This is a genomic window from Pseudomonas entomophila (genome assembly GCF_013523165.1).
Classification (GTDB): Bacteria; Pseudomonadota; Gammaproteobacteria; order Pseudomonadales; family Pseudomonadaceae; genus Aquipseudomonas; species Aquipseudomonas entomophila_A.
This window is the reverse complement of sequence record NZ_JAAMQI010000001.1, coordinates 171,701-195,101: the sequence shown is the minus strand read 5'-3', so window position 1 is coordinate 195,101 and position 23,401 is coordinate 171,701. Positions and strand designations below refer to the sequence as shown.

At 62.2% G+C, this 23,401-nt stretch carries 23 protein-coding genes; 6 read left to right on the top strand and 17 right to left on the bottom strand.

Annotated features, from left to right (window positions below; genetic code table 11):
• Positions 1-56: 56 nt before the first annotated feature.
• From greB to G7Z99_RS00870, 3 genes are all read right to left on the bottom strand, one after another.
• Positions 57-533: a transcription elongation factor GreB gene (gene greB / locus G7Z99_RS00880; RefSeq protein WP_181091157.1), complete on the bottom strand. Its 477-nt coding sequence runs from the start codon at positions 531-533 to the stop codon at positions 57-59.
• Positions 534-561: 28 nt separating this feature from the next.
• On the bottom strand, positions 562-882 hold the full coding sequence (locus G7Z99_RS00875; RefSeq protein WP_181091155.1) for a hypothetical protein: 321 nt from the start codon (positions 880-882) through the stop codon (positions 562-564).
• A gap of 173 nt (positions 883-1,055) precedes the next feature.
• Positions 1,056-2,420 carry an MltF family protein gene (locus G7Z99_RS00870; RefSeq protein WP_181091469.1) on the bottom strand — a complete coding sequence of 455 codons (1,365 nt, stop codon included), beginning with the start codon at positions 2,418-2,420 and terminating at the stop codon, positions 1,056-1,058.
• A 294-nt stretch (positions 2,421-2,714) separates the two neighbouring features.
• Between G7Z99_RS00870 and G7Z99_RS00865 the strand changes: the two genes are divergently transcribed.
• From G7Z99_RS00865 to G7Z99_RS00855, 3 genes are all read left to right on the top strand, one after another.
• On the top strand, positions 2,715-3,521 hold the full coding sequence (locus G7Z99_RS00865) for a TatD family hydrolase (RefSeq protein ID WP_181091153.1): 807 nt from the start codon (positions 2,715-2,717) through the stop codon (positions 3,519-3,521).
• An 85-nt stretch (positions 3,522-3,606) separates the two neighbouring features.
• On the top strand, positions 3,607-5,085 hold the full coding sequence (locus tag G7Z99_RS00860) for a methyl-accepting chemotaxis protein (protein ID WP_181091151.1): 1,479 nt from the start codon (positions 3,607-3,609) through the stop codon (positions 5,083-5,085).
• A 75-nt stretch (positions 5,086-5,160) separates the two neighbouring features.
• Entirely contained in the window at positions 5,161-5,370 is a 210-nt protein-coding gene (locus tag G7Z99_RS00855; protein WP_181091149.1) for a hypothetical protein, read from the top strand.
• A gap of 88 nt (positions 5,371-5,458) precedes the next feature.
• On the opposite strand, the gene G7Z99_RS00850 is transcribed toward G7Z99_RS00855, so the two are convergent.
• Positions 5,459-6,226, bottom strand: coding sequence for a CHAD domain-containing protein (locus G7Z99_RS00850; RefSeq protein ID WP_181091147.1), 768 nt, complete (start codon positions 6,224-6,226; stop codon positions 5,459-5,461).
• A gap of 15 nt (positions 6,227-6,241) precedes the next feature.
• Positions 6,242-6,520: a hypothetical protein gene (locus G7Z99_RS00845; RefSeq protein WP_181091145.1), complete on the bottom strand. Its 279-nt coding sequence runs from the start codon at positions 6,518-6,520 to the stop codon at positions 6,242-6,244.
• A 147-nt stretch (positions 6,521-6,667) separates the two neighbouring features.
• On the opposite strand from G7Z99_RS00845, the gene G7Z99_RS00840 reads away from it, so the two are divergent.
• Entirely contained in the window at positions 6,668-7,699 is a 1,032-nt protein-coding gene (locus G7Z99_RS00840) for a patatin-like phospholipase family protein (protein WP_181091143.1), read from the top strand.
• Positions 7,700-7,752: 53 nt separating this feature from the next.
• On the opposite strand, the gene G7Z99_RS00835 is transcribed toward G7Z99_RS00840, so the two are convergent.
• The 10 genes from G7Z99_RS00835 to G7Z99_RS00790 all read right to left on the bottom strand — a co-directional run bounded on the left by G7Z99_RS00835 (position 7,753) and on the right by G7Z99_RS00790 (position 18,566).
• On the bottom strand, positions 7,753-9,624 hold the full coding sequence (locus tag G7Z99_RS00835; RefSeq protein WP_181091141.1) for a SurA N-terminal domain-containing protein: 1,872 nt from the start codon (positions 9,622-9,624) through the stop codon (positions 7,753-7,755).
• A 179-nt stretch (positions 9,625-9,803) separates the two neighbouring features.
• Positions 9,804-10,076: a nucleoid-associated protein HU-beta gene (gene hupB, locus G7Z99_RS00830; protein ID WP_181091139.1), complete on the bottom strand. Its 273-nt coding sequence runs from the start codon at positions 10,074-10,076 to the stop codon at positions 9,804-9,806.
• Between the two features lie 149 nt (positions 10,077-10,225).
• Positions 10,226-12,622: an endopeptidase La gene (lon, locus tag G7Z99_RS00825; protein WP_181091137.1), complete on the bottom strand. Its 2,397-nt coding sequence runs from the start codon at positions 12,620-12,622 to the stop codon at positions 10,226-10,228.
• 153 nt (positions 12,623-12,775) lie between these two features.
• Positions 12,776-14,059 carry an ATP-dependent Clp protease ATP-binding subunit ClpX gene (gene clpX, locus G7Z99_RS00820; protein ID WP_181091135.1) on the bottom strand — a complete coding sequence of 428 codons (1,284 nt, stop codon included), beginning with the start codon at positions 14,057-14,059 and terminating at the stop codon, positions 12,776-12,778.
• Between the two features lie 106 nt (positions 14,060-14,165).
• Positions 14,166-14,807 (bottom strand): ATP-dependent Clp endopeptidase proteolytic subunit ClpP, encoded by a 642-nt coding sequence (gene clpP / locus G7Z99_RS00815; protein ID WP_060393099.1) that lies wholly within the window; start codon positions 14,805-14,807, stop codon positions 14,166-14,168.
• Positions 14,808-14,897: 90 nt separating this feature from the next.
• Positions 14,898-16,211, bottom strand: coding sequence for a trigger factor (gene tig, locus G7Z99_RS00810; protein ID WP_181091133.1), 1,314 nt, complete (start codon positions 16,209-16,211; stop codon positions 14,898-14,900).
• 259 nt (positions 16,212-16,470) lie between these two features.
• Entirely contained in the window at positions 16,471-16,776 is a 306-nt protein-coding gene (locus G7Z99_RS00805) for a DUF6388 family protein (protein WP_181091131.1), read from the bottom strand.
• A 105-nt stretch (positions 16,777-16,881) separates the two neighbouring features.
• Positions 16,882-17,106 (bottom strand): hypothetical protein, encoded by a 225-nt coding sequence (locus G7Z99_RS00800; RefSeq protein ID WP_181091129.1) that lies wholly within the window; start codon positions 17,104-17,106, stop codon positions 16,882-16,884.
• A gap of 46 nt (positions 17,107-17,152) precedes the next feature.
• Positions 17,153-17,479: a putative quinol monooxygenase gene (locus G7Z99_RS00795; RefSeq protein ID WP_181091128.1), complete on the bottom strand. Its 327-nt coding sequence runs from the start codon at positions 17,477-17,479 to the stop codon at positions 17,153-17,155.
• Between the two features lie 79 nt (positions 17,480-17,558).
• On the bottom strand, positions 17,559-18,566 hold the full coding sequence (locus G7Z99_RS00790) for a zinc-binding alcohol dehydrogenase family protein (protein ID WP_181091126.1): 1,008 nt from the start codon (positions 18,564-18,566) through the stop codon (positions 17,559-17,561).
• A gap of 106 nt (positions 18,567-18,672) precedes the next feature.
• Between G7Z99_RS00790 and G7Z99_RS00785 the strand changes: the two genes are divergently transcribed.
• Positions 18,673-19,587, top strand: coding sequence for a LysR family transcriptional regulator (locus G7Z99_RS00785; RefSeq protein WP_181091124.1), 915 nt, complete (start codon positions 18,673-18,675; stop codon positions 19,585-19,587).
• A 127-nt stretch (positions 19,588-19,714) separates the two neighbouring features.
• On the opposite strand, the gene G7Z99_RS00780 is transcribed toward G7Z99_RS00785, so the two are convergent.
• Together G7Z99_RS00780 and G7Z99_RS00775 are read right to left on the bottom strand one after the other, a co-directional pair.
• The gene (locus tag G7Z99_RS00780; protein WP_181091122.1) at positions 19,715-20,884 is read right to left on the bottom strand and encodes a cellulase family glycosylhydrolase; all 1,170 of its coding nucleotides are present in this window, start codon (positions 20,882-20,884) and stop codon (positions 19,715-19,717) included.
• Positions 20,877-21,080 carry a Com family DNA-binding transcriptional regulator gene (locus tag G7Z99_RS00775; RefSeq protein WP_181091120.1) on the bottom strand — a complete coding sequence of 68 codons (204 nt, stop codon included), beginning with the start codon at positions 21,078-21,080 and terminating at the stop codon, positions 20,877-20,879. The genes G7Z99_RS00780 and G7Z99_RS00775 overlap by 8 nt, the downstream gene beginning before the upstream one ends.
• Positions 21,081-22,290: 1,210 nt before the next feature.
• Between G7Z99_RS00775 and G7Z99_RS00770 the strand changes: the two genes are divergently transcribed.
• Entirely contained in the window at positions 22,291-23,400 is a 1,110-nt protein-coding gene (locus G7Z99_RS00770) for a ParA family protein (RefSeq protein ID WP_181091118.1), read from the top strand.
• Position 23,401: the final 1 nt, after the last annotated feature.

Genomic DNA, 23,401 nt, shown 5'->3' with positions numbered 1-23,401 from the left:
GCTCGGTGCGGCCGCAGGTCAGGCCTCAGCGACCGAGAGCCTGAGTCACGGTCGCCTCAAGGGGCGTCGTACCAGATCCGGTTGACGTACCAGGTCGCTTCACCGGTCGGGGTCTGCACCACCACCTCGTCGTCCACGCCCTTCTTGAGCAACGCCCGGGCCATGGGTGAATCGATGGAGATGTAGTCGTTGCGCCCATGGATCTCGTCATAGCCCACGACGCGAAAGGTCAGGGTCTGGCCCTCGTCGTTCTCGATCTCCACCCAGGCGCCGAAGTAGACCTTGCCTTCCTGCTCAGGGGCATAGGCGACCACCTTGACGTCTTCCAGGCGCTTGCGCAGGTAGCGCACCCGGCGATCGATCTCGCGCAGCAGCTTCTTGTTGTACTGGTAGTCGGCGTTCTCGCTGCGATCGCCCAGCGAGGCGGCCCAGGCCACTTTCTGCGTGATCTCGGGGCGGTACACGCGCCACAGGTGATCGAGTTCCTGCTTGAGGGCCAGGTGGCCGGCAGTGGTGATGATGTTGGTGCTCACACGTGGCTCCTTGCAGTCGCGGCCATGTTCAACCGCGGGTGATCAGCCCTTGCCGCGCGATGCGGGTCAAGTGGCCGATGACCTCGGCAGCCCCACCGCCTACCGGCGCCTGCACCACGGCCAGGTCGAACTGATCGTCCGCATGGTCGGACAAGTCCTGCCCGACCTCGGCGAACTGGATCAGAAACGCCCGCGCCTGGCCCTTGCGCCGGGACAGCCCGTCGAGGTGGCGCAGCAAGGTAGGCTGATGATGTCCGCCCAGCAGGATACGCGGGGTGCGCGTGGGAGAGGCCTTGGCCAGGGGGCTCAGGCAGACGCTGGTGCGTGGGCAACCGGATGAATGACTCATGATGGGTTCTCCGCCTCGCCAATCTCGCTGGGCAGCGGTGGGAGGCGTCACCGAACCAGCGCTTTAGCGGTATTTCGGACTGGCACGTGGCGTGTCCCGCGCCCCGCAAGTAGCTGTTTAAATCGGCGCGATCGCTATGCTAGAGCGACCGACGGCGGTTTACAAGCCTTGACTCAGCGACGCACGGTGCGTTCGAGCGACGAGCGCTCGCGATTGAAGGCGAGGTAGTACTTGTTGACGCTGTTGACGAAGTTGACCGGCCCCATGCCGACCTGCTCCATGGCGATGCGCTCGGTCTGGAAGAACCACTGGTTGCCATTGAGTCCACGTCGGCGTGCTTCGGCGCGCATGGCCTGGACACGCTCAGGGCCCAGGTTGTAGGCCGCCAGGGTGAAGGCCATGCGTTCGCGCTCGTTGAGCTGCTTGCTGGAGAAGAACTTTCGCCGCAGCAAGGCCAGGTAGCGTGCGCTGGCCTTGACGTTGCCATCCACGGTGGCGGTGTCGCGCACGCCGACCCGACGTGCGGCGGACGGCGTGATCTGCATCAGGCCATGGGCGCCGCCGGAGCCTTGCGCGGCGGGGTTGAGGGTCGACTCCTTGAACGCCAGCGCGGCCAGGTTCAGCCAGTCCATGTCCTGGGCGGCAGCGTGTTTTTGCAGCACCGGACGCACCGTCTCCAGTCGACGTCGCTGGGCCAGCGGGTCGTGCACCCGGTACTGGCGCTTGTACAGGCGCTCGAACAGAGCGTCCCGGTTCTTGGGCGGCTGGTAATGCTTGAGAAAACCATCGACCGCCGCTTGCAGGGCCGGTGCATCCTGGCGCACGTACCAGCGCATGGCACGCGGTGGCGCCAGCTTCAGCCGATCGTTCAGGCGCAGGCGAGGCATCACCCGTGCCCAGCGCTGCGCGATGGGTCGCTCGACGATGGTCCGAGGGTAGATGCCGGCCTGGACCATCTCCAGTACATCCTCCACGGCCAGGCTCGGGTCGACCCATTCGACCTTGATGGGCGCGCGCTTGCGCCTGGCAAGGTCCTGGTTGATCGCCTGCAGGACGGGGCCTGCCGCACTGCCGGTCGTCAACGCGACGGTCTTGCCCGACAGCTGATCCAGGCGCGTGAAACTGCGCCCGCCCTTGCGCCCGACCAGTTGCAGGCTCACCCGGTCCGCCACGGGCACCGTCGCGGCAAGGCCCTGGCTCAGGGCAGGGTCGAGCAGTTCGCCCGGCGCGGCCAGATCGCCCTCGCCTCGCTTCAAGGCAGCCAGCAGCTGCTCCTTGGCACGCGGGATGATTTTCACATGAACGGGATGGCCTGCCGGCTGACGTGCGTTGAGGTAGTGCTCCAGCGCCCGGAGCCGGTGGTACTCGACACCCACGGGCTCACCCTTGACCTTGCCCGAGCTGTTGCGGCTCTGGTTGACCAGCACCCGCAAGACCTTGCTCGTCTGCACCTGACTCAGGTCGCGTGCCTGGGTCGCCCCCACTTGCTGTACGGGGCCGCTCACCTGCGCCAGCGCCGGGAACGCCGCCCAGGCCATGAGCACGGCGAACAGCCCGCCTCGCAGGGCAGGCGCAGGTGTCTCACGGATCCAGCGGCACGAACTCCAGGGCATAGGCGAGCATTGTCGTCGAATGAAGGCTAAGAGACCCTGACAATGCCAGCAAGTTCGGCGATCTGCACCCGCTCATACAGCTTACCCGACACACGGTCAGCCGCCTGGCGTCTCGTGCCACCGGCCAACGCGACAGTCCGTCGGTTGTCGACAGGCCGCCCTGCGGCTTAGCCTAGCGCTGCAGCGTACGCATTCTTTCTTCTTCAAAGGCCCGGACTCATGCAATTGATCGACATTGGCGTCAACCTTACTCACAGCAGTTTCGACGACCGCCATGCCGAGGTGCTCGAGCGCGCCCTGGACGCTGGCGTCGTGCAGATGGTGGTGACCGGCACGAGCCTTCCGGTCAGTGAGCAGGCGCTGGACGTGTGCCAACGGTGGGATGAAACCGGCCAACGGCTGTTCGCCACGGCGGGCGTCCATCCTCACGAGGCCGGTGACTGGACCGTCGACAGTGAACGTCAGCTGCGGGCGTTGTTACAGCAGGACCGGGTCAAGGCTGTCGGTGAATGCGGGCTGGACTTCAACCGCGATTTTTCGCCCCGGCCTCGTCAGGAACAGGCCTTCGAGGCTCAACTGGCACTGGCGGTGGAACGGGGCCTGCCGGTCTTCCTGCATGAGCGCGAGGCCAGCGAACGCCTGCTGGCGATCCTCAAGCCCTACCGTGACCACCTCACCGCCGCGGTGGTCCATTGCTTCACGGGCGAGCGAGAGGCGCTGTTCGCCTACCTGGACCTCGACCTGCACATCGGCATCACGGGCTGGATCTGCGACGAGCGCCGCGGCACCCACCTGCACCCGTTGGTGAGCAGCATTCCTCAGGATCGACTGATGCTCGAGAGCGATGCGCCCTACCTGCTGCCGCGTAGCCTGCGTCCCAAGCCCAAGCACGGGCGCAACGAGCCGGCGTTCCTGCCCGAAGTGCTCAACGAAGTGGCTCGTCATCGGGGCGAATCCCCTGCCCAACTGGCCCGACAGAGCACCGCGTGTGCTCGTGCGTTCTTTTCGTTGCCTGCCATCGATTGACGCAGATCAACGTACCCGGCACAGGGCTCGGGCAGGATGATGGCACCTTGCCAATACTCTTGTCGCCCCTTCAGAGACCCCTGCCATGCGTGCCCGGCTCGACAACCTGTCCTTGAAATACAAATTCTGGGCCGTCAATGCGGTAGCGTTCTTCACCACGCTGCTGCTGGTGCTGTTCGCCCTGCACACCGAACAGCAAGGCCGTATCGAATCGCTGCGCCAGGCCCTTCGTGCGCATGCCGACCTGGCGAACGCATGGCCTGGTGGCCAGCCGCTGCCCGAACAGCCCGATCACGTCACCTGGACGAAGGGCGAGTCGCTGACGTTGGCCGGGCATTCGCTGGCGCCGTCAGAGGCCGCGCCAGGCTGGATCACGCTGCCCAGCGCCTGGATGCTGGGCGATGATCCGCGCGTCGGCGCCTACGTGACGTGCCAGGACGAGCGCTGCCAAGCGTGGCTCGCGAACGTACCGAGCCTGCGCCAGCTGCTGGTGGCCCGCGCCGGGCAGTATGCGCTGTGCGTGACACTGCTGATGCTGGCCATGCTGGCGGCCTCGCAACTGCTGATCCGCTTTCTGCTCGGGCGACTCGACACACTCAAGGCGGTCATGCTGCAGGCGCAGCACACGGGCGACCTGAGTGCACGCGTGCCCTTGGCGGGGGGTGACGAAGTCGGGCAGATGGCCGCCGCGTTCAATGCCATGCAGGCGAGCTATCACCAGGTGGTCGGCACCGTCGCGCACACCGCGCGCGAACTGGATGCCAACGCCAGACGGCTTGCGGACGGCATGGTGGAGGTTCGTCGAGGCATGCTGGGGCAACAGGGTGAGACCGACCAGGCGGCCACCGCCATCAACCAGATGACCGCGACCGTGCACCACATAGCCGAGCATGCCGGGGCTACGCGCGACCTGTCGCAGTCCACCGACACCCTGGCGGTCAGCGGCAAGGCCGTGGTCGACAGTGTCCAGGATGCGATTGCCGGCCTGTCCAGTGGCGTCCAACAGACCGCCGAAACGATTCGTCGACTGGCCGACGACAGCCAGAAGATCAACGGTGTGGTCAGCGTCATCCACAGCATTGCCGAGCAGACCAACCTGCTGGCGCTCAACGCCGCCATCGAGGCCGCGCGCGCCGGCGACCTGGGGCGTGGGTTCGCCGTGGTGGCCGACGAAGTGCGCAACCTGGCCAAGCGCGTGCAGGCCTCGACCGACCAGATCACCGGCATGGTGTCGACCCTGCAGGCAGGCACGCGCGATGCCGTGGAGTTCATGCAGGAAAGCTCGCTCAAGGCGGACGACTGCGTACGACAGGCCCAGGACGCCAGTTCGGCCCTGACCCAGATCGCCGGGGCCGTGGCGCAGATGCGCGAGAACACCACGCAGATCGCCGTGGCTGCCGTGCAGCAGAGTCAGGCGGCAGAGGAAATGAACCGTGCGGTGGTCAGCATTCGCGACGTGACCGAGGACACGACGCGCCAGGCCACCACCTCGACCACCGACAGCGTGGAACTGGCCGACTTGGCCGGCACGCTGCACCAGGCGATCGGCCGCCTGACCCTATGATGGCCATAGCAACGCTCGATTGGCTCGACGCAAGGCGCCGCACTACGCTGAACAGGTGACCTTGAGGATAGACCCATGACCAAACGACTGCTCGAACTTGCTGGCTGGAACACACGTCTCGACTCACGGCCTGAGACCACCGGCCCTGCACCCCATCAGATCGCCGTGCCCCTGTTCGTGATCGGTGCACTGCTTGCGTTCAGCGGCCTGCTGGGAGGGGACGCTTCGCAGGTGGCACTGGGTGCGATCACCCTGGGCGCTGGCTGGGCCCTGAACCGCCGATGAGCGCCCCCTGCTCGACTGACGCGGCCGTCGGCACAGTGCCTGATGGCCCTTCTCCCGATGCGCCAGCCAGGGTGATCGCAGGCTGTGATCAACGCTTCTTCAAGGCCTTGCCCAAGCGAACCAGGGTCTTGTCGGCACGTTGTTGCGCAGCCTCCAGCTCCTGCTCCCAGTCAGCCTTCAGCGGCGCAAGGTCTGCCTGCTGGCCCACCTGAAGCAACCACTGCACGCGATCGTGCCACTCACCCAGGTCCTGTTGCCCTTGCTTGAGCAGACGCCGTAGCGTGCTGCCTGCGTGATCAAGCTGTGGGTAGGCTTCCTCGGCATAACGCACCCGCTTGATCAACAGGCGCACACGATGCCGATCGTGGGCAGGGTCCTGCAACGCCTTCTCGAGCTTGCGCCATTGCTTGCGCAGGCGCTCGTCCACACGGCGGTGCAGGCCATTGACCACGCCTTCACGGTCTGCGGCACGCAAGAACCCTGGAAAGGCGTCGAGAATCGACAGCGTCCGGGTCAGCGGAGCACTGTCCGCCACATTGGCGAACGTCCGCGCCCTGCCCTCCAGCCGACGCTGCCCGGATGCCGAATGCCCGCGCTCGATGAGCTCTGCGCCCAGCACTTCGCGATCACGCAGCGGCGTGGTCAGCGTGCCCAGCGCCTTGGCGGCGTCTTCCAATTCCAGCACGCCTGGCAACCCGCGCAACGGACGCAACAGGCTGCGCAGGCGCCGCACGCTGGTACGCAGGTCGTGCAAGGCTTCACGGTCGGTGTCGGCGCGCAGGCGCTGCCGGCAGGCGTGAAGGCGCACGTGCAAGGCAAGCACGCGGGCCACTACATGGTCTAGCATCGCAGACATGGCACTCTCCTGGACTCAACGTCCCGCACGGGACTCGCGGATGTAGAAACGCGCCTTTTCGGCCTTGCGCGAACAGCCCTGGAAGGCTTCGAACTGTTGCTGGGTCTTGGCCCCGGTCAACAACGACAGGGCCTTGGAGTAGCTGACCGTGCCTGCCAGCCCTTCGGCCTTGGCAATGTCGAGCTCTTTCCAGGCAGCGTCCAGCTGGGTAGCGCAACTGTCGCGGTAGGCCGTCTTGCCGGCACATCCGGTCAGCGCCAACGCCAGCAGCGGCAGGCAGATCCAGGCTTTCATGGGCAGTCCTCAAAGTGTCTGGGGGAATGGCTGTTCGACGGCCACGGGCCGGGAAAGTGCCTTTTCCACGCGCTGGGACACATCGGGATTGAAGCGTCTCGACCAGCGGTGCATTGTGCACAAAAAGATAACGATGGGGGAGCGAGCATGGGCAAACGTGTAGCACTGGTATTGGGCTCTGGTGGCGCTCGAGGGTATGCCCACATCGGCGTCATCGAAGAACTCGAACGGCGCGGTTACGAGATCGCCTGCATCGCCGGATGCTCGATGGGCGCCATCGTCGGCGGCATCTATGCGGCCGGCAAGCTGGACGCCTACAAGCAGTGGATCGAGAGCCTGGATTACCTGGACGTGCTGCGCCTGGTGGACGTGAGCTTTCGTCTCGGCGCGATTCGTGGGGACAAGGTGTTCGGCCAGATTCGCAAGATCGTCGGCGAGATCGACATCGAACGGCTGCGCATCCCCTACACGGCCGTGGCCACCGACCTGTCCCATCAGCAGGAGGTCTGGTTTCAGGAAGGATGCCTGCACCAGGCCATGCGCGCTTCGGCGGCGATCCCCAGCCTGTTCACACCGGTCGTGCAGGGCAACCGCGTACTGGTCGATGGCGGCATCCTCAACCCCTTGCCGATCGTGCCCGTGGTGTCGAGCCACTGCGACCTGATCATTGCCGTCAACCTGAACGCCACCCATCCCACGTCCTATCAATTGCCCGTCATCGAGCGACCGGCTGCGTTCCGGCAACGCTTCGACAGCCTGGTCACGTCGCTGGGCGCACGCCTGCCCTTTCGACGCAAGCCGGCCGAGCAGTTGATCCAGATCGAGCGCGAGATCATCGCTGAAGGGCTGGGGGTGACCAATCCATGGCTGGCCGAAGGGCGGATCGCCACATTAGCGTCGAGCAGCGACGCCCAGGGCGTCCCCAAATCGGCCGCCGGGTCGTTCGTCGTCGATGCCGTGGGGCCGGCCTCATTGCTGGACCTGATCAACCAGAGCTTCGAGGTCATGCAAACCTCGCTGGCCCAGTACAAGATGGCCGGCTATCCACCGGACGTCGTGATCGACGTGCCGCGGCGCGTCTGTCGCTTCTTCGAGTTCTACAAGGCACCGGAGCTGATCGCCCTGGGTCGGCAGATCGCCCGTGACCGCCTGGATGCCTACGAGCGGCCCCATCGCTGACGGCAGAAACGACTCAGGCCGCATGAGCGGCCTGAGTCGATTACAGCGCGGTATCAATAACGCTTGATGTCCGCCTTGGCTTCGAGCTGCTTGAGGTAGGCCGCGAAGTCCTGCTCACCCGCACGTGAGGCCAGGATACGACGCATCTGCGTCTTCTCGGCTTCGTTCGGGGCAGCGCCTTCGTTGACACCCTTGAGCTGCAGCACAGCCAGGCGCCCGTCGTTGAGCACGACACTGTCGAAGACCGCCTGCGCCTTGTCCTGCGGCTTGGCCAGACGGAAGACCGCCTGCAGCTCGACAGGGTCGATGCCTTCCTGGTTACGCGTGACCGCTTCACGTACCTTCCAGGCCTGCCCTTCGAGTGGCGCGTCGGCCTTGATCGAGCCATCACGCAGCCCCTTGACCAGGGTATCGGCCTTGGCCTTCAGATCGGCGACTGCCTGCTCCTTGGCCAGACGATCGCGGATGTTGCCAGCGACCTGCTCCAGCGGCAGCTGTTCAGGCTTGCGGTGCTCCTTGACCCGCACCACCAGGACCGTTTCCGGGTCCAGTTCGATGGCGTTGCTGTTGCTGCCTTCCTGCAGGACTTCGTCGCTGAAGGCCGCTTGCACGACCTGGCGGTTGGCGGTGATGCCCTCGCCGCCTTCACGGCCGAACGGCGCGGACGTCTGGACCTTCAGGCCCAGGTCTTGAGCCGGCTGCCCCAGATCGGACGACTCGAACGCGGAGTCCTCCAGTTGCTTGGTCGCTTCGACGAAGCGCTGCTCGACCTGCTGGGACTTCAAGTCACGGGTCAGCTTGTCACGCAGGCTGGCGAAGGTCGGTACGTCCGGCGCCTCGACACCCAACAGCTTGATCAGGTGATAACCGAAGCTCGTGCGCACGGGGGCCGAGACCTGGTTCTCCGACAACTTGTACAGGGCATCCTCGAACGCAGGGTCATAGACCCCTGGGCCGGCGAGCCCCAGGTCACCCCCATTGCTGGCCGAGCCCGGATCCTGGGAGTATTCCTTGGCCAGGGCGGCGAAGTCCTCGCCCTTCTGCAGACGCTGGGCGATCTCTTCGGCACGGGCCTTGGCCTGCTCGTCGCTGACCTTGTCGTTGACCTCGATCAGGATGTGCGCGGCATGGCGCTGTTCGGCCAGGTTGGCGATTTCCTTCTCGTACGCCGCCTTGAGCTGGTCTTCATCGACCTTGACCTGATCGAAGTAGGCGGACTTCTTCAGCTCGAGGTAGTCGATCACGACCTGGTCAGGCGTCATGAACTCCTTGGCGTGCTGGTCGTAGTGCGCCTTGATCTGCGCGTCCGACACCTTCACGGCGGCAGGATCGGCCTGGAAGACCACGGACGCGAAATCGCGCGTCTGGTTTTCGAGGCGGGCGAAGGCGTCCACCTGAGGCGCGGTCGCGAAGCTGGTGGCCACGAAACCACCGCGCAGCTGCCCGATCAGCAGCTCTTCGGCCAACATCTGGCGGAACTGCATGCGCGTGTAGCCCAAGCGGCGGATGAACTGGTCGAACAGGTCCGCGCTGAAGGTGCCATTGGCCTGGAATTCCGGCATCTGCAGGATGACCTGGTCGAGCGCCGCGTCGGTGAAGGAGAACCCGGCGTCGCGTGCGCCTTGCAGCAGCAGCGTGCGGTCGATCAACCCCTTGAGCGAAGCCTCGCGAAGCAGCTTCTCGTTCAGCAGGGCGGGATCGAAATCCTTGCCCATGCGCTGCATCAGTTGCCGACGTTGCATGTCGGTCGCCTGGCTGAGTGCATTCTGGCTGATCGTGTCGCCATTTACCTTGGCAGCATCCTGGCTATGGTTGGTGGCCTGGAAAATGGCATCGAACCCGGTCAGTGCCATCAGCACCACGATGAGACCGATGATGGCCTTGGCAATCCAACCTTGTGAATTGTCCCTGATATTCTGCAGCATGCGTCCCCCAAAACGGTCGTTCCACTGCGCTGACGACCGTGGAGTAAAGGTAAAGTCCTGATAGAAGAAAGGCGCATCCGAAGATGCGCCTTCTCGAAGCGTGCGCGGCGCCGGGAGTCATGCTCCGTTTGGCATCGCGACAGGGGCTGACAGGGTCAGCTCCCCTTGAGCGGCATGGCTCAGTTGACAGCGTCTTTCAGACCCTTGCCGGCCTTGAAGCCTGGAACCTTGGCAGCGGAGATCTTGATCGCCTTGCCCGTCTGCGGGTTACGGCCGGTACGTTCAGCACGCTCCTTGACGGAAAAAGTGCCAAAGCCTACCAGAACGACGTCGTCGCCTTGCTTCAACGCACCGGTGACCGAATCGATGACCGCATCCAGAGCGCGGCCAGCGGTAGATTTCGAAATATCAGCGGAGGTGGCGATAGCGTCAATCAGTTCCGACTTATTCACTCTAAATCCCCTTTATCTCTCTAATGAGTATGTTTCTAAGTATGTGAAAGCATGAATACGCGAAGACCGGGCGACCTGGGAGCACTGGAATGTCACTTCTTCGACCTGTGCGGCTTACCGCAGGCAAGGTCACCCGGTTGAAAGCTTTATCAATGCGTGCTGACGCGTTCCTTGGCATCGCTGTCGCGCTTCTCGTCTTTGGCGACAATCTCGGGAGCCACGTCCGGCAACGGCTCGGGGGCGTATTGCAGCGCAATTTGCAGGACTTCGTCAATCCATTTGACCGGTTTGATCTGCAGATCCGCCTTGATGTTTTCCGGGATCTCCTTGAGGTCGCGTACGTTCTCCTCGGGGATGATCACGGTCTTGATGCCGCCTCGGTGCGCGGCCAGCAGCTTTTCCTTCAGCCCGCCAATGGCCAGCACTTGACCACGCAAGGTGATTTCCCCGGTCATCGCCACATCGGCGCGCACCGGAATCTGGGTCAGGGCCGAGACCAGCGCGGTGCACATGCCGATGCCGGCGCTGGGGCCGTCCTTCGGCGTCGCGCCCTCGGGCATGTGAATGTGCACGTCGTGCTTCTCATGGAAATCGCTGGGGATGCCCAGACTGCGGGCCCGGCTACGCACCACGGTCTGCGCGGCCGTGATCGATTCGACCATGACATCGCCCAGCGAGCCGGTCTTGATCAGCTGACCCTTGCCCGGGATGACCACCGATTCGATGGTCAGCAGCTCGCCACCCACCTGGGTCCAGGCAAGGCCGGTGACCTGACCGATCTGGTCCTGCTGCTCGGCCAGCCCGTAGCGGAACTTGCGTACGCCCAGCAGGTGCTCGAGCTGTTCGCCTGTAACGGTGACGTTCACCTGCTTCTGCCCGGCGTGTTCCTTGACGACCTTGCGGCAGACCTTGGCGATCTGACGCTCCAGCCCGCGCACGCCTGCTTCACGGGTGTAATAACGGATGATGTCGCGAATCGCCGTGGTGTCGATGCTCAGTTCGGTCGGCTTCAGGCCGTTGGCCTTGACCTGCTTGGGCACCAGGTACTTGACTGCGATGTTGATCTTCTCGTCTTCGGTGTAGCCCGGCAGGCGAATGATCTCCATCCGGTCGAGCAGCGCCGGCGGAATGTTCATCGAGTTCGAGGTGCACAGGAACATCACGTCCGACAGGTCGTAGTCGACCTCCAGGTAGTGATCGTTGAAGTTGTGGTTCTGCTCGGGATCGAGCACCTCGAGCAGGGCCGACGCAGGGTCACCGCGCATGTCGCTGCCCATCTTGTCGATCTCGTCGAGCAGGAACAGCGGGTTGCGCACGCCGACCTTGGTCATTTTCTGAATCAGGCGGCCCGGCATCGAACCGATGTACGTACGGCGATGACCGCGGATTTCGGCCTCGTCACGCACGCCACCCAGGGCCATGCGCACGAACTTGCGGTTGGTAGCGGCGGCGATCGACTCGGCCAGGGAGGTCTTGCCCACGCCAGGCGGGCCGACCAGGCACAACACCGGCCCACGGATCTTCTTCACGCGCTTTTGCACGGCAAGGTATTCGAGGATGCGGTCCTTGACCTCTTCGAGCCCGTAATGATCGGCGTCGAGGATTTCTTCGGCACGGGTCAGGTCCAGGCGTACCTTGCTCTGGGCCTTCCACGGCACCTGGACCAGCCAGTCGAGGTACGAGCGTACCACGGTCGCTTCGGCCGACATCGGCGACATCTGCTTGAGCTTGTTCAGCTCGGCCTGGGCCTTGGCCAAGGCATCCTTGGGCAGACCGGCCGCGTCGATGCGCTTCTTGAGTTCGTCGATTTCGTTATGGCCTTCGTCGCCATCGCCGAGCTCTTTCTGAATGGCCTTCATCTGCTCGTTCAGGTAATACTCGCGCTGGCTGCGCTCCATCTGTTTCTTGACGCGACCACGAATGCGCTTCTCGACCTGCAGCAGGTCGATTTCCGCATCCAGCAGCGCCAGCACGTGCTCGACGCGAGTGGACAGATCGACGATCTCGAGGATTTCCTGCTTCTGCTCGATCTTCAAGGCCATGTGGGCGGCCATGGTATCGACCAACCGACCGGGCTCGTCGATGCTGTTGAGCGACGACAGCACTTCGGCAGGCACTTTCTTGCCCAGCTGGACGTACTGCTCGAACTGGGAAAGCAAGGTGCGAACGAACACTTCCGACTCGCGCTCGGCGGCTTCGGTCTCGTCGATCAGGCTGACCTGCGCGCGGATGTGGTCGTCCACTTCGGTGAAGCGCTCCACGGCGCCGCGCTGTTCGCCTTCGACCAGCACCTTGACGGTGCCATCAGGCAATTTCAGCAACTGCAGGACCGTGGCGACGGTACCCACGCGGTACAAGGCGTCTTCGCCCGGATCATCGTCGGCAGGGTTCTTCTGGGCCAGCAGCAGGATCTGCTTCTCGCCCGTCATCGCCGCCTCGAGGGCTTCGATGGACTTCTCGCGCCCCACGAACAGCGGGATGACCATGTGCGGATAAACGACGACATCGCGCAATGGCAACAGAGGCAAGTCGAGGGTTGTCTTCATGAGTGCGCCTCTACAGCGGCCTTGCGGCCGGAATCCGGTGGAAATGATGCTTGGAGCTAATGTGGGGGTAGCCCTGCAAAATTACAAGCATTCTGGTCAGGAAATGCAGAAAGGGGCCCGAGGGCCCCTTTTTTGTCACTGCATGCAACGAACTCAGGCGTCCGGTGCGGCCTTGGCAGGCGCTTCGCTGTTCTCGTAGATGAGCAGCGGTTGCGAAGTGCCGTCGATGACGCTCTCGTCGATCACCACCTTGCTGACATCCTTCTGCGAAGGGATCTCGTACATGGTGTCGAGCAGAATGCCCTCGAGGATCGAGCGCAGGCCACGTGCACCGGTCTTGCGCTCCAGAGCCTTGCGTGCGACGGCCTTGAGGGCATCACTGCGGAACTCCAGGTCGACGCTTTCCATTTCGAACAGCTTGGCGTACTGCTTGGTCAGCGCGTTCTTCGGCTCGGTGAGGATCTGCATCAGTGCCGCTTCGTCGAGCTCGTCGAGCGTCGCCAGGACCGGCAAACGGCCCACGAACTCTGGAATCAAACCGAACTTGACCAGGTCATCGGGCTCGACCTCACGCAGCGATTCGCCGACCTTCTTGCCGTCTTCCTTGCTGCGCACTTCAGCGCCGAAGCCGATGCCACCTTTGGTGGAACGGTTCTGGACGACTTTCTCCAGGCCGGAGAACGCACCCCCGCAGATGAACAGGATGTTGCGCGTATCGACCTGCAGGAACTCCTGCTGCGGGTGCTTGCGGCCCCCTTGCGGAGGCACGGACGCCACGGTGCCTTCGATCAGCTTCAACAGTGCCTGCTGCACGCCCTCGCCCGAAACGTCACGGGTGATGGACGGGTTGTCGGACTTGCGCGAGATCTTGTCGATCTCGTCGATGTAGACGATGCCCATCTGGGCCTTTTCCACGTCGTAGTCGCACTTCTGCAGCAGCTTCTGGATGATGTTCTCGACGTCTTCGCCCACGTAGCCCGCTTCGGTCAGGGTCGTGGCATCGGCGATGGTGAACGGCACGTTCAGCAGGCGCGCAAGGGTTTCGGCCAGCAACGTCTTGCCCGAGCCGGTAGGCCCCACGAGCAGGATGTTGCTCTTGCCGAGTTCGACCTCGTCGCCTTTCTTGTCACGCTGGTTCAGGCGCTTGTAGTGGTTGTACACCGCTACGGCAAGCACCTTCTTCGCTCGTTCCTGACCAATCACGTACTGGTCCAGGATGGAGCTGATTTCTTTCGGCGAAGGCAATTTATGCGCGCTGCTCTCGGCCTGGGCTTCCTGCACCTCCTCGCGGATGATGTCATTGCACAGGTCGACGCACTCGTCGCAGATAAATACCGAGGGCCCGGCAATCAGTTTGCGCACTTCGTGCTGGCTTTTGCCGCAGAAGGAGCAATAGAGCAATTTGCCGTTGTCCTCGCCGTTACGGGTGTCAGTCATTCGATCGATCCAATCCGGTAGGCTTGCAACACAAGATGAAGGCAATTGCGGGCTTTTTCAAGTCCGCAGGCAGGCGGGGGCCGCCTGCCCGCTCTGGCAGCCGGGATCAGGATGCCAGCAGTCGCTTGTCGTAGACCGAGTCGACCAGGCCATACTCGGCAGCGCGCTGGGCGCTCATGAAGTTGTCACGTTCGGTGTCGCGCTTGATGGTCTCTAGGTCCTGACCGGTGTGGTAGGCCAACAGCTCGTTCAGGCGTGCCTTGATCGAGAGAATCTCCTGGGCATGGATCTCGATGTCGGTGGCCTGACCCTGGAAACCACCCAGGGGCTGGTGAATCATCACCCGCGAGTTGGGCAGGCAGTGACGCTTGCCCTTGGCACCGGCAGCCAACAGGAAGGCACCCATGCTGCAGGCCTGGCCGATGCAGATGGTGGAGACGTCGGGCTTGATGAACTGCATGGTGTCGTAGATCGACATGCCTGCCGTCACCGAACCACCCGGCGAGTTGATGTACAGATGGATATCCTTGTCCGGGTTTTCCGCCTCAAGGAACAGCAACTGCGCCACCACTAGGTTGGCCATGTAGTCTTCGACCGGGCCGACCAGGAAGATCACTCGCTCCTTCAACAGGCGCGAGTAGATGTCGTAGGCGCGCTCGCCACGAGCGGATTGCTCGACAACCATCGGGACCAGGCCGCCGGCGGCCTGGATGTCAGAACTCTGCTGAATGTAAGAATTGCGGGACATGTCCTGCGCTCGCTCCCAAATAGTCATGGCTTGAAAACACACAAGCCAGCGCGAAGGCTGGCTTGTGTGGACTTCCTACAAAAAAGGCGATCACTCAGCGTCGGCAGGGGCCTGTGCTGGTTTGACGGCTTCCTCGTACGAGACCGACTTGTCGGTCACAGTAGCTTTCTGCAGGACAGTATCTACAACTTGTTCTTCGAGCACAACCGAGCGAACTTCGTTCATCTGCTGGTCGTTCTTGTAGTACCAGGCGATGACTTGTTCCGGCTCCTGGTAGGCCGAGGCCATCTCTTCGATCATGGCGCGTACGCGCGCGTCGTCGGGCTTGAGCTCGAACTGCTTGACCACTTCGGCAACGATCAGGCCCAGGACCACACGGCGCTTGGCCTGTTCCTCGAACAGCTCGGCCGGCAGTTGCTCTGGCTTGATGTTGCCACCGAACTGCTGAACGGCCTGCACGCGCAGACGGTTGACTTCGTTCTCCAGCAGCGCTTTCGGCACGTCGACCGGGTTGGCGGCCAGCAAGCCGTCCATGACCTGGTTCTTGACCTTGGTCTTGATGGCCTGACGCAGCTCACGCTCCATGTTCTTGCGGACTTCGGCGCGGAAGCCTTCCAGCGTCGATTCCTTGATGCCGAACTGGGCGAAGAAGGCTTCGTTCAGCTCAGGCAGCTGAGGGGCGGAGACGCTGTTGACCTTGACGGTGAACTCGGCAGCCTTGCCGGCCAGGTCGAGGTTCTGGTAGTCCTCGGGGAAGGTCACGTTCAGCACGCGCTCTTCACCGGCCTTGGAGCCGACCAGACCGTCTTCGAAGCCCGGGATCATGCGACCCGAACCCAGCACCAGCTGGGTACCGGTGGCCGAACCACCGGCGAAGGCTTCACCGTCGACCTTGCCGACGAAATCGATGTTCAGCTGGTCTTCGTTCTGCGCTTCACGCTCGACCGCCTCGAAACGCACGTTCTGCTTGCGCAGCACTTCGAGCATGTTGTCCAGGTCAGCATCAGCCACTTCGGCGTCGAGGCGTTCGACGTTGATGGAATCGAAACCGGCGACGGTGAACTCAGGGAAGACTTCGAAGGTGGCGATGTATTCCAGGTCCTTGCCTTTCTCGAAGACCTTGGGCTCGACGGCAGGTGCGCCGGCCGGGTTGAGCTTCTGCTCGACCACGGCTTCGTAGAAGGTGGCCTGGATCAGGTCGCCCAGGGCTTCCTGGCGTGCGGCCTCTTCGTAACGCTGACGAATAACGCTCATCGGCACCTTGCCTGGACGGAAGCCAGGCACCTTGGCGCGACGGGCAGTCTGCTGCAGACGCTTGTTGACTTCGGTCTCGATGCGCTCGGCAGGCACGCCGATGGTCATGCGGCGCTCGAGCGCAGAAGTGTTTTCAACAGAAACTTGCATGGATATTCCTCGTTGCACAGACGTTAGCCGGCGATAGCCCGACTCCAGAATCAAGGGCAGGCATTCTAGTGACTCGCGAACCAGAAGTCACCCCATCCGAAACGACAGGAAACGCGTGCGAATCAATTTGCCCGCCACGCGCTCGAACCAGGCTGGCCGGGCGGCGCATGCTCGGCAAGTGCACGGGCGCCGGGCAGCGCCTGGCCACCGATGCCCTCTGCAAGACTTGGCACGACGACCACCTGCGTGCAGCACGCCGTCAGGGGGCGGCCGGGTCCAGCTCGTTGGCTTCGCAATAGGCGCCCCAATCCACACCCAGCGCCTCGGCCACCTCGCGGTGCACACTCAGGCGCATGGCCTGCAGGTGTTCCGGCGACTCGGCGATCAGTTGCAGCGTCAGCTCCCAGGGCGCCAGCCCCTGGTCGGCCGCAGCGTCCTCGAAGGCCCATTCGATCTGCTGGGCCTGCTCCTCGGCATCCAGTTGAGCGATCTCTTCGCGCAAGTCCGGGTGCGCGTCGGCAAAGCGGCGCAGCGCCAGTGCCGTGCTGTCTTGAGTGACGATCATGTACTTCCCCTTGGGCCGGCACAGGCGCCGGCGTTTTCGAACGGGCGGAATCTATCAGGTTCACGTGCGCTGGCAAGGGGTACGCCACACGGCCGCCCTGATGCGTCAGGGGACGTCGGCGGCAGGTGCTTCGGCAGGCGGCGGCTCGAGCACCAGCACGCCCAGGTGGCTGGCCACCCCGAGCACGAGAAACGCGACCATCCAGCCGGCCAGGCAGCCCATCACATGACGCCGGAGAAAGCCCCGCCCGGACCTGCGCAGCGACAGGGCAAGCCCCCACCACACCAGGGCGAACGCCAAGACTGCCAGGAGAGCGATGGTGACGGTCATGGGAACGCGCTCGCAGAGAGGGGTCGCATCGACAGGTTCGCCGCCTTCATGGACGTGCGGTGACCGGTGACGAGACAGGGTCGAGGAAGGTCAGTTGCGGCGGTTCCGCCAACAGGGCATCACTGCCTGCAAGGAACCGCTGGAAATGCTCGGAGGCCACGTGCGCATCAAAGGCCGCCTGGTGCGCGAAGGCTTCACGCATGCAGAAACGACCAGGCTCGTCGCGGCGCTCGAACAGCATGTAGTCCAGGTTGCCGGGTTCGGCGCGGGTCGGCTCGACCAGCGCCAGCAAGGCCGCCTTGAGCGCGTCGGCCTGCCCCGCCTTGGCCGTGAGCGTGGCCAACAGCACGATGGGTGGGGTGTGTTCGTTCATGCAGACTCCTTCAATCCTGTGAACCGAGCGGGGCGCGACCTGACCGGCCGGGGATGCCAGTCAGGCTTGCGCGCTCGACTCAGAAACCTTCGAGCACGATCTTGCCGCGGGCCTGACCACGTTCCAGCACCGCATGGGCACGGCGCAGGTTGGCGGCATTGATGAGACCGAAGTGCTCGCCCAGCGTCGTGCGCAGAATACCCTGATCGATCAGCCGTGCCACGCGTTCGAGCAGATGATGTTGCTGGATCATGTCCGGCGTTTCGAACAGCGACCGGGTGAACATCAGCTCCCAGTGCAAGGACAGCGACTTGCGCTTGAGCGGCATGACGTCCAGTACCTGCGGGTCGTCGATCACCGCGAGCCGCCCCTGTGGGCGCAGCGCCTCGATCAGCTGTGCAAGGTACTGGTCCGTGTGCGTCAGGCTGGCGACATGACTGACGTGCTCGATGCCTAATGCCTGCAACTGCGCCAGCAGCGGCTGGCTGTGGTCGATCACGTGGTGCGCACCCAAGCCCCGGACCCATTCGGCGGTCTGGGCACGCGATGCCGTCCCGATGACCGTCAGCCGGGTCAGTTGCCGGGCCAGCTGGACCAGCATCGACCCGACACCCCCGCCCGCGCCCATGATCAGCAGGATATCCCCTTCCCCGCCACCTTCGGCAACGCCCAGACGATCGAACAGCAGCTCCCACGCGGTGATCGAGGTCAGCGGCAACGCAGCGGCCTCGGCAGCGCCCAATGTGCGCGGCTGGTGCCCGACGATACGCTCGTCGACCACATGGTACTGGCTGTAGCTGCCCTGACGCGCGATCGAGCCGGCGTAGTAGACGGCATCGCCCGGCTTGAAGAGGGTTACCTGGGCGCCGACTTCACGCACGACGCCCGCCGCATCCCAACCGAGTATTTTAGGCGCTTGCGTGAAAGTACCCGCCCGCACCTTGGTGTCCACCGGGTTGACCGCCACCGCGCTCACCTCGACCAGCAGGTCGCGCGGGCCAGGCGTGGGCATCGGCATCGACATGTCCTGCAGGGAGGCGGGATCCTCGATGGGCAGGCCGTGCTGGGTATAACAGATGGCTTTCATAGGCACTCGTCGCTGAATATGCTGTGATTGACGCCCGCAGTATGACCGCCCGGGCGCGCGTCAAACAGGCGGTGGGCGCGCAAACACTTTCACACCGGGAATGACAATGATCCGCCTCAATGACCTGGAGATCTTCGTCCGCAGTGCGGCCCTCGGCAGTTTCACGGCGGCTGCGCTGGAAGCCGGCCTGCTGCCCGGACAGGCAGCCGAAGCGGTCAAACGGCTGGAGCGCGAACTGGACGTGCGCCTGTTCGCACGCACCACCCGCAGCCTGCGCCTGACGGCCGAGGGCGAACAGTACCTGCCTTCGGCCCTGACGGCGCTCGAAGCCCTTCAACGTGGGCGCGACGACCTGCGCCGCGACCCGGCGCAATTGCAAGGCACCTTGCAGCTGGCCGCCCCTTCCGACCTGGGACGCAACCTGCTGCTGCCCTGGCTCACGGATTTTCGACGCGAGCATCCCCTGCTGCACCTGCGCTTCCTGCTGTCGGACCAGCTCGTGGACCTGTTTCGCGACCCGGTGGACATCGCCATTCGCTATGGGCTGGACGTCGACGCCTCCTATGTGGCGCTGCCCCTGGCCCCGCGCAACCGCAAGGTGCTGGTGGCCTCGCCGAGTTACCTGGCGCGCTGCGGCCAGCCGCACGTGCCTGGCGACTTGCACGACCACCAGTGCCTGCTGTACATGCAGCAAGGCCGTCTCTACGACAAGTGGCGATTGGGCACGCACACGGTACGCGTCACCGGCGCCCTGCTGAGCGACGATGCCGATGTCGCCCGGCGCTGGGCCGTCGCGGGCGAAGGCATCACCTACAAGTCCTGGCTGGACGTCAGTGACGACGTGCTGTGCGGTCGCCTGGTGCTGCTCATGCCGGACCATCCAGGGCCTGCCCTGCCCTTGAGCCTGGTCTGCCCGCACCGCAAGCAGCTCTCGCCTACGGTGACGCGCCTGCACACCTGGTTGTCCGAGCGCTTCGCCAGGCTGCCGGGCCCTGACGAGGCAGCCCTGCCCGTCCACTAACCAGGCCGAACGACGCCTTTGCCCAGCAAGCTCCGCATCGACGGAGGCATGCTGGGCAAAAGGGTCGATGGCATACGCTTGCCATGAGGACGGAGCACCCGCTGCTCAGGGTGCCCCGCCGCTTCCCTTACGAAGCCGAGTAGTTCCAGTGACTCAAGCGCTGCGAAAAGTATGGCGCGACCAAAGCGACCGTCGCCGCCTGGTCAGCCCGCTCGAGGCTCATCTTCTCGGTGTCCGAGCCTGGGCCGGTGATCCACAGGGTGGCCGGCACCTTTTCCAGCTTGATCTTCTCCAGCAGGTTCTTCAGCGCCGTGCGACCGGCATCGGTGCTCGGAATACCCACCTCACCGATGAACAGCGCCATCTTGTGCTTGTCGGCATAGGTGAACATCGGACCGAACACTTTCTCGGTGAATACATTGGCCGCGATCTTCGTGTTATCCCCCTCGTACGCGCCGCTGGAACTGTCGTTGACGTCGCCATAGCCGTGCACCTCCCACACGATGGCGTTGGCCGGGTCGACGATCCGCGCCTGCAGGTCATCGGAGTAGGCTTCCCAAAAGCGCGCACTGGCGTACTGCAAGCCGCAGATGAAGACCGGTTTGCGCGAACTGTTGCGCAGGTTCTTCAACACGATGTTCAGGGTGTTGATGTACAGCGTCTTCATGTCCTCTGCGGTGATGTAATCGGTAGCCCCGGGATTGGTCTGGGCATAAGGCTCATTGCCCAACCCCCAGCCCAGCACCATCGGATCGTCGCACGCCTGCACCAGCTTCTGGTGGAAGTTGGCCAGGTGTACGGCGGACCATGCCGCGCCGCTGATGCTGTTGCTGTCGTTGATCAGCACCGGCTCGGTGGCCTTCCACCGGTTGCCCTGGTTGCCCGCCTGATTGGCCGGCAGCAGGCGCCCGGTCAGCGCACCGTTCGCGGTCTCATAGCGCATCAGGCGCATGTAATGGTGGGGATCGGGGATGATCTTCGCTTCGCCGTTGGAATCCTCGCGAATCCAGCCCAACAGCTCCTTCCACTTGCTGACGAAGGTGGTGTCGAGGCTGGCACCCTGCCCTGGCAGGCCTTCGTGGGACAGGTTGATGGCGCGTTGCACTTCGAACGGGAAGCGGATCAGACGCACCCCGCGTTGCTTGACCCACAGTCGGACGGTGTCGCGCGTTGGCCAGAAGTAGTGGGTGCCTGCCTCGCCCGGCACGATCTGCCGTGCGTTGGCGTGGGAACCCAGGTTGATCCCCAGCAGAGGGATGTTGGTCAGGGTGTTGAGACCGGTGCTGGAATTAGCCATGTGGTGTTACCTCGGAATGATGAGTGGTCAGGGGCAGTCGCGCTGCTCCGTCCGCGCTCGGTGGCGCTGGCTCAAGGCTCGAGGCCTTCGCATGATTCAAGGTCCGGCAACGGGAACACTTGATCTGGAACTCGGTGAACTCGCCCACACGGGCGAGCAGACGGCCGCAATGGCCGCAACGGTAGTCGTTGAGCATGGTGTGCAACCTTGGAGGAAGGGAGGAAAAGCGGGCACGACGAAAGGGCTGCGGCGGCGCAGTGGCGTCCGGCGAGGCAGACAGGTGCGGCGTGCAGCGAGCGTTAGAGCGGAACGCAATAGAGGCGGTGTTTTGCGGGCACAAAAAAACCGGCTCAGGGCCGGTTGCTTGCCAGAGCCGCCTGGGGCGGATCTCTAGGAATGGGGAAATACTGCCACCTGCCGCACGGGAGTGCAAGGGGTGTCTGAAAAAATGTCTATGGCCAGTTGCGCGAAAACGAAAAAGGCAGCCTCGACGGGCTGCCTTTTTTGCCTGAAATTCCCAGTTTGCTCCCAAAAACGCTCCCAAATGGCAGGTCTCTGAAAAAAACTTCTTTAGAATCAGGCACTTACATGGTGCGGACGAAGAGACTCGAACTCAACGAATCTGTGCGTGCTGGGCTGGAGGCCTTGAAATTCGTGAGGGCAGCGTGCGGATGTCGGTGTTTTTGTTCCCAGCGTGTTCCCAGAGCGTGCGTGCAGGTCGACCGTAACACCCTCTTGCTACCGGAGAGCGCCGTTTCAGGTTGACCCCTCGGAAAAAGGTAATTTTGGTAATCACGTTGAGTGAAAATGGCTGGAAGCCGCGTAAATCAAGGGCTCCAGCGGTTTTGAAAAAAGGTAATTTTTGGGTAATTGAGAGGTAAGTGGATTACCCTAGAAATCGGTTCGATCTTGCTAAGATAAAATCCTTTAAAATCAATCACATAACTAAAAATTACCTTTCTTCTTACCGTAGATTACCTTTGGAGGTAATCGCTCCAAGCTGTCTGGGACGGGGCTTGCAGCTTGCTCAACTACCCTCCTAACCAAAATTACCTTTTTCAGAGGGGTCACCCCTGATGCGCCCAGCATCCGGTTCTAAGCCCGCTCCTATCTGCTGAAACGGAAGCTGGCGATGCAGGCTTTCGCAGAAGGAACGTCTTGCTTCCAGACTGAACCAAGCCCCCAGCCGCGCTCGGCAGAGCACTGTGCAGGGTTGCGGAATTCTTGCCACGTTTAGCCCGCAGGCGTGGCGGGGGGACGAGGGCGTGCTCAGGGTTCGGGCAAAACAGAAAGATCTTCAGACTTGCGCGCTATCACCCTCAAAGGCAAAATGCCACCATCCCTACATCATTTCTTGATCTTAAAGATTTAGGTCCTGCTAGACTCAAATAAACAAGGAGTAGAAAGTGAAAGTGATTTCTGTTTTTAACAATAAAGGCGGCGTAGGAAAAACTACGCTCACATACCACTTAGCGCATGCACTTTCTGAAAGTGGCTTTAAGATCTTGATGATCGACGCCGACCCTCAATGCAATCTTACAATTTACTCTTTAGACCAAGATATAGTGCACTCTATTTGGGAAGAAGAAGATAGTTTTATCGATACTGGCTTCGAGGCCACTAAAGATCGGCTCGGCCAATATGAATTTGATAGACTCAATCGCAAATGTAGAAGCATCCATTATCTTCTCAAACCAACAGAGGAAGGGACCGGGGAACTAGAACATCTTCCACCACCCTTTAGCATTACTAAAACTTTAGATATCATACCCGGAAGATTAACCCTTCACCTCTACGAAGAGAAAATTGCAAGCCGATGGACTGACTCCTACAGAGGCGAACCGTTAGCAATACGCACAATAACGAAAATCAGGACTCTTGCAGAGCAATATTCCACAATAGGCGATTACGACTATGTAATTATTGACACGTCACCCAGCCTAGGATCCCTGAATAAAGTAATTATATCCACCGTAGACGGATTCTTTGTACCAGCGTCACCAGATTTGTTCTCCCTATACGGCATAAAGAACATCGGAAAATCATTAAGCGCTTGGAAAGAAGAATTTGAGATAATTTATAAACTTATATCAGTTGAAAAGCGACATAGCTTTCCTGAAAAATTTGTGACGTTCCTTGGCTACACAATATACAACGCAAAAAAATACAGCGGATATAATAACAAGTGGGACTTGGCCCAAGCCCACCTGAACTATGCAAACCAGATCCCTGGAGTCATTGAAGAGTGTATCGCCGAAGATTTACGCGAACATCTCACTCAAGAGCTGTTAGCTCAACCCATTGGCAACACACTTGTAATGCACAGCCATAACACCTTCCCATCAATGGCGCAGCATTATCACCATCCTATGTGGCAAGTTCCTGGCTTAAACAATATACAACAAGACCATAAAAGCACTATCAACGCAGCAACTCAAAGGTATGAAGACACCCGAGCAAGATATATTGAGTTTGGCGAAGATCTTATTTCGCGCATAGAGCTGCTGGGCAACTGAC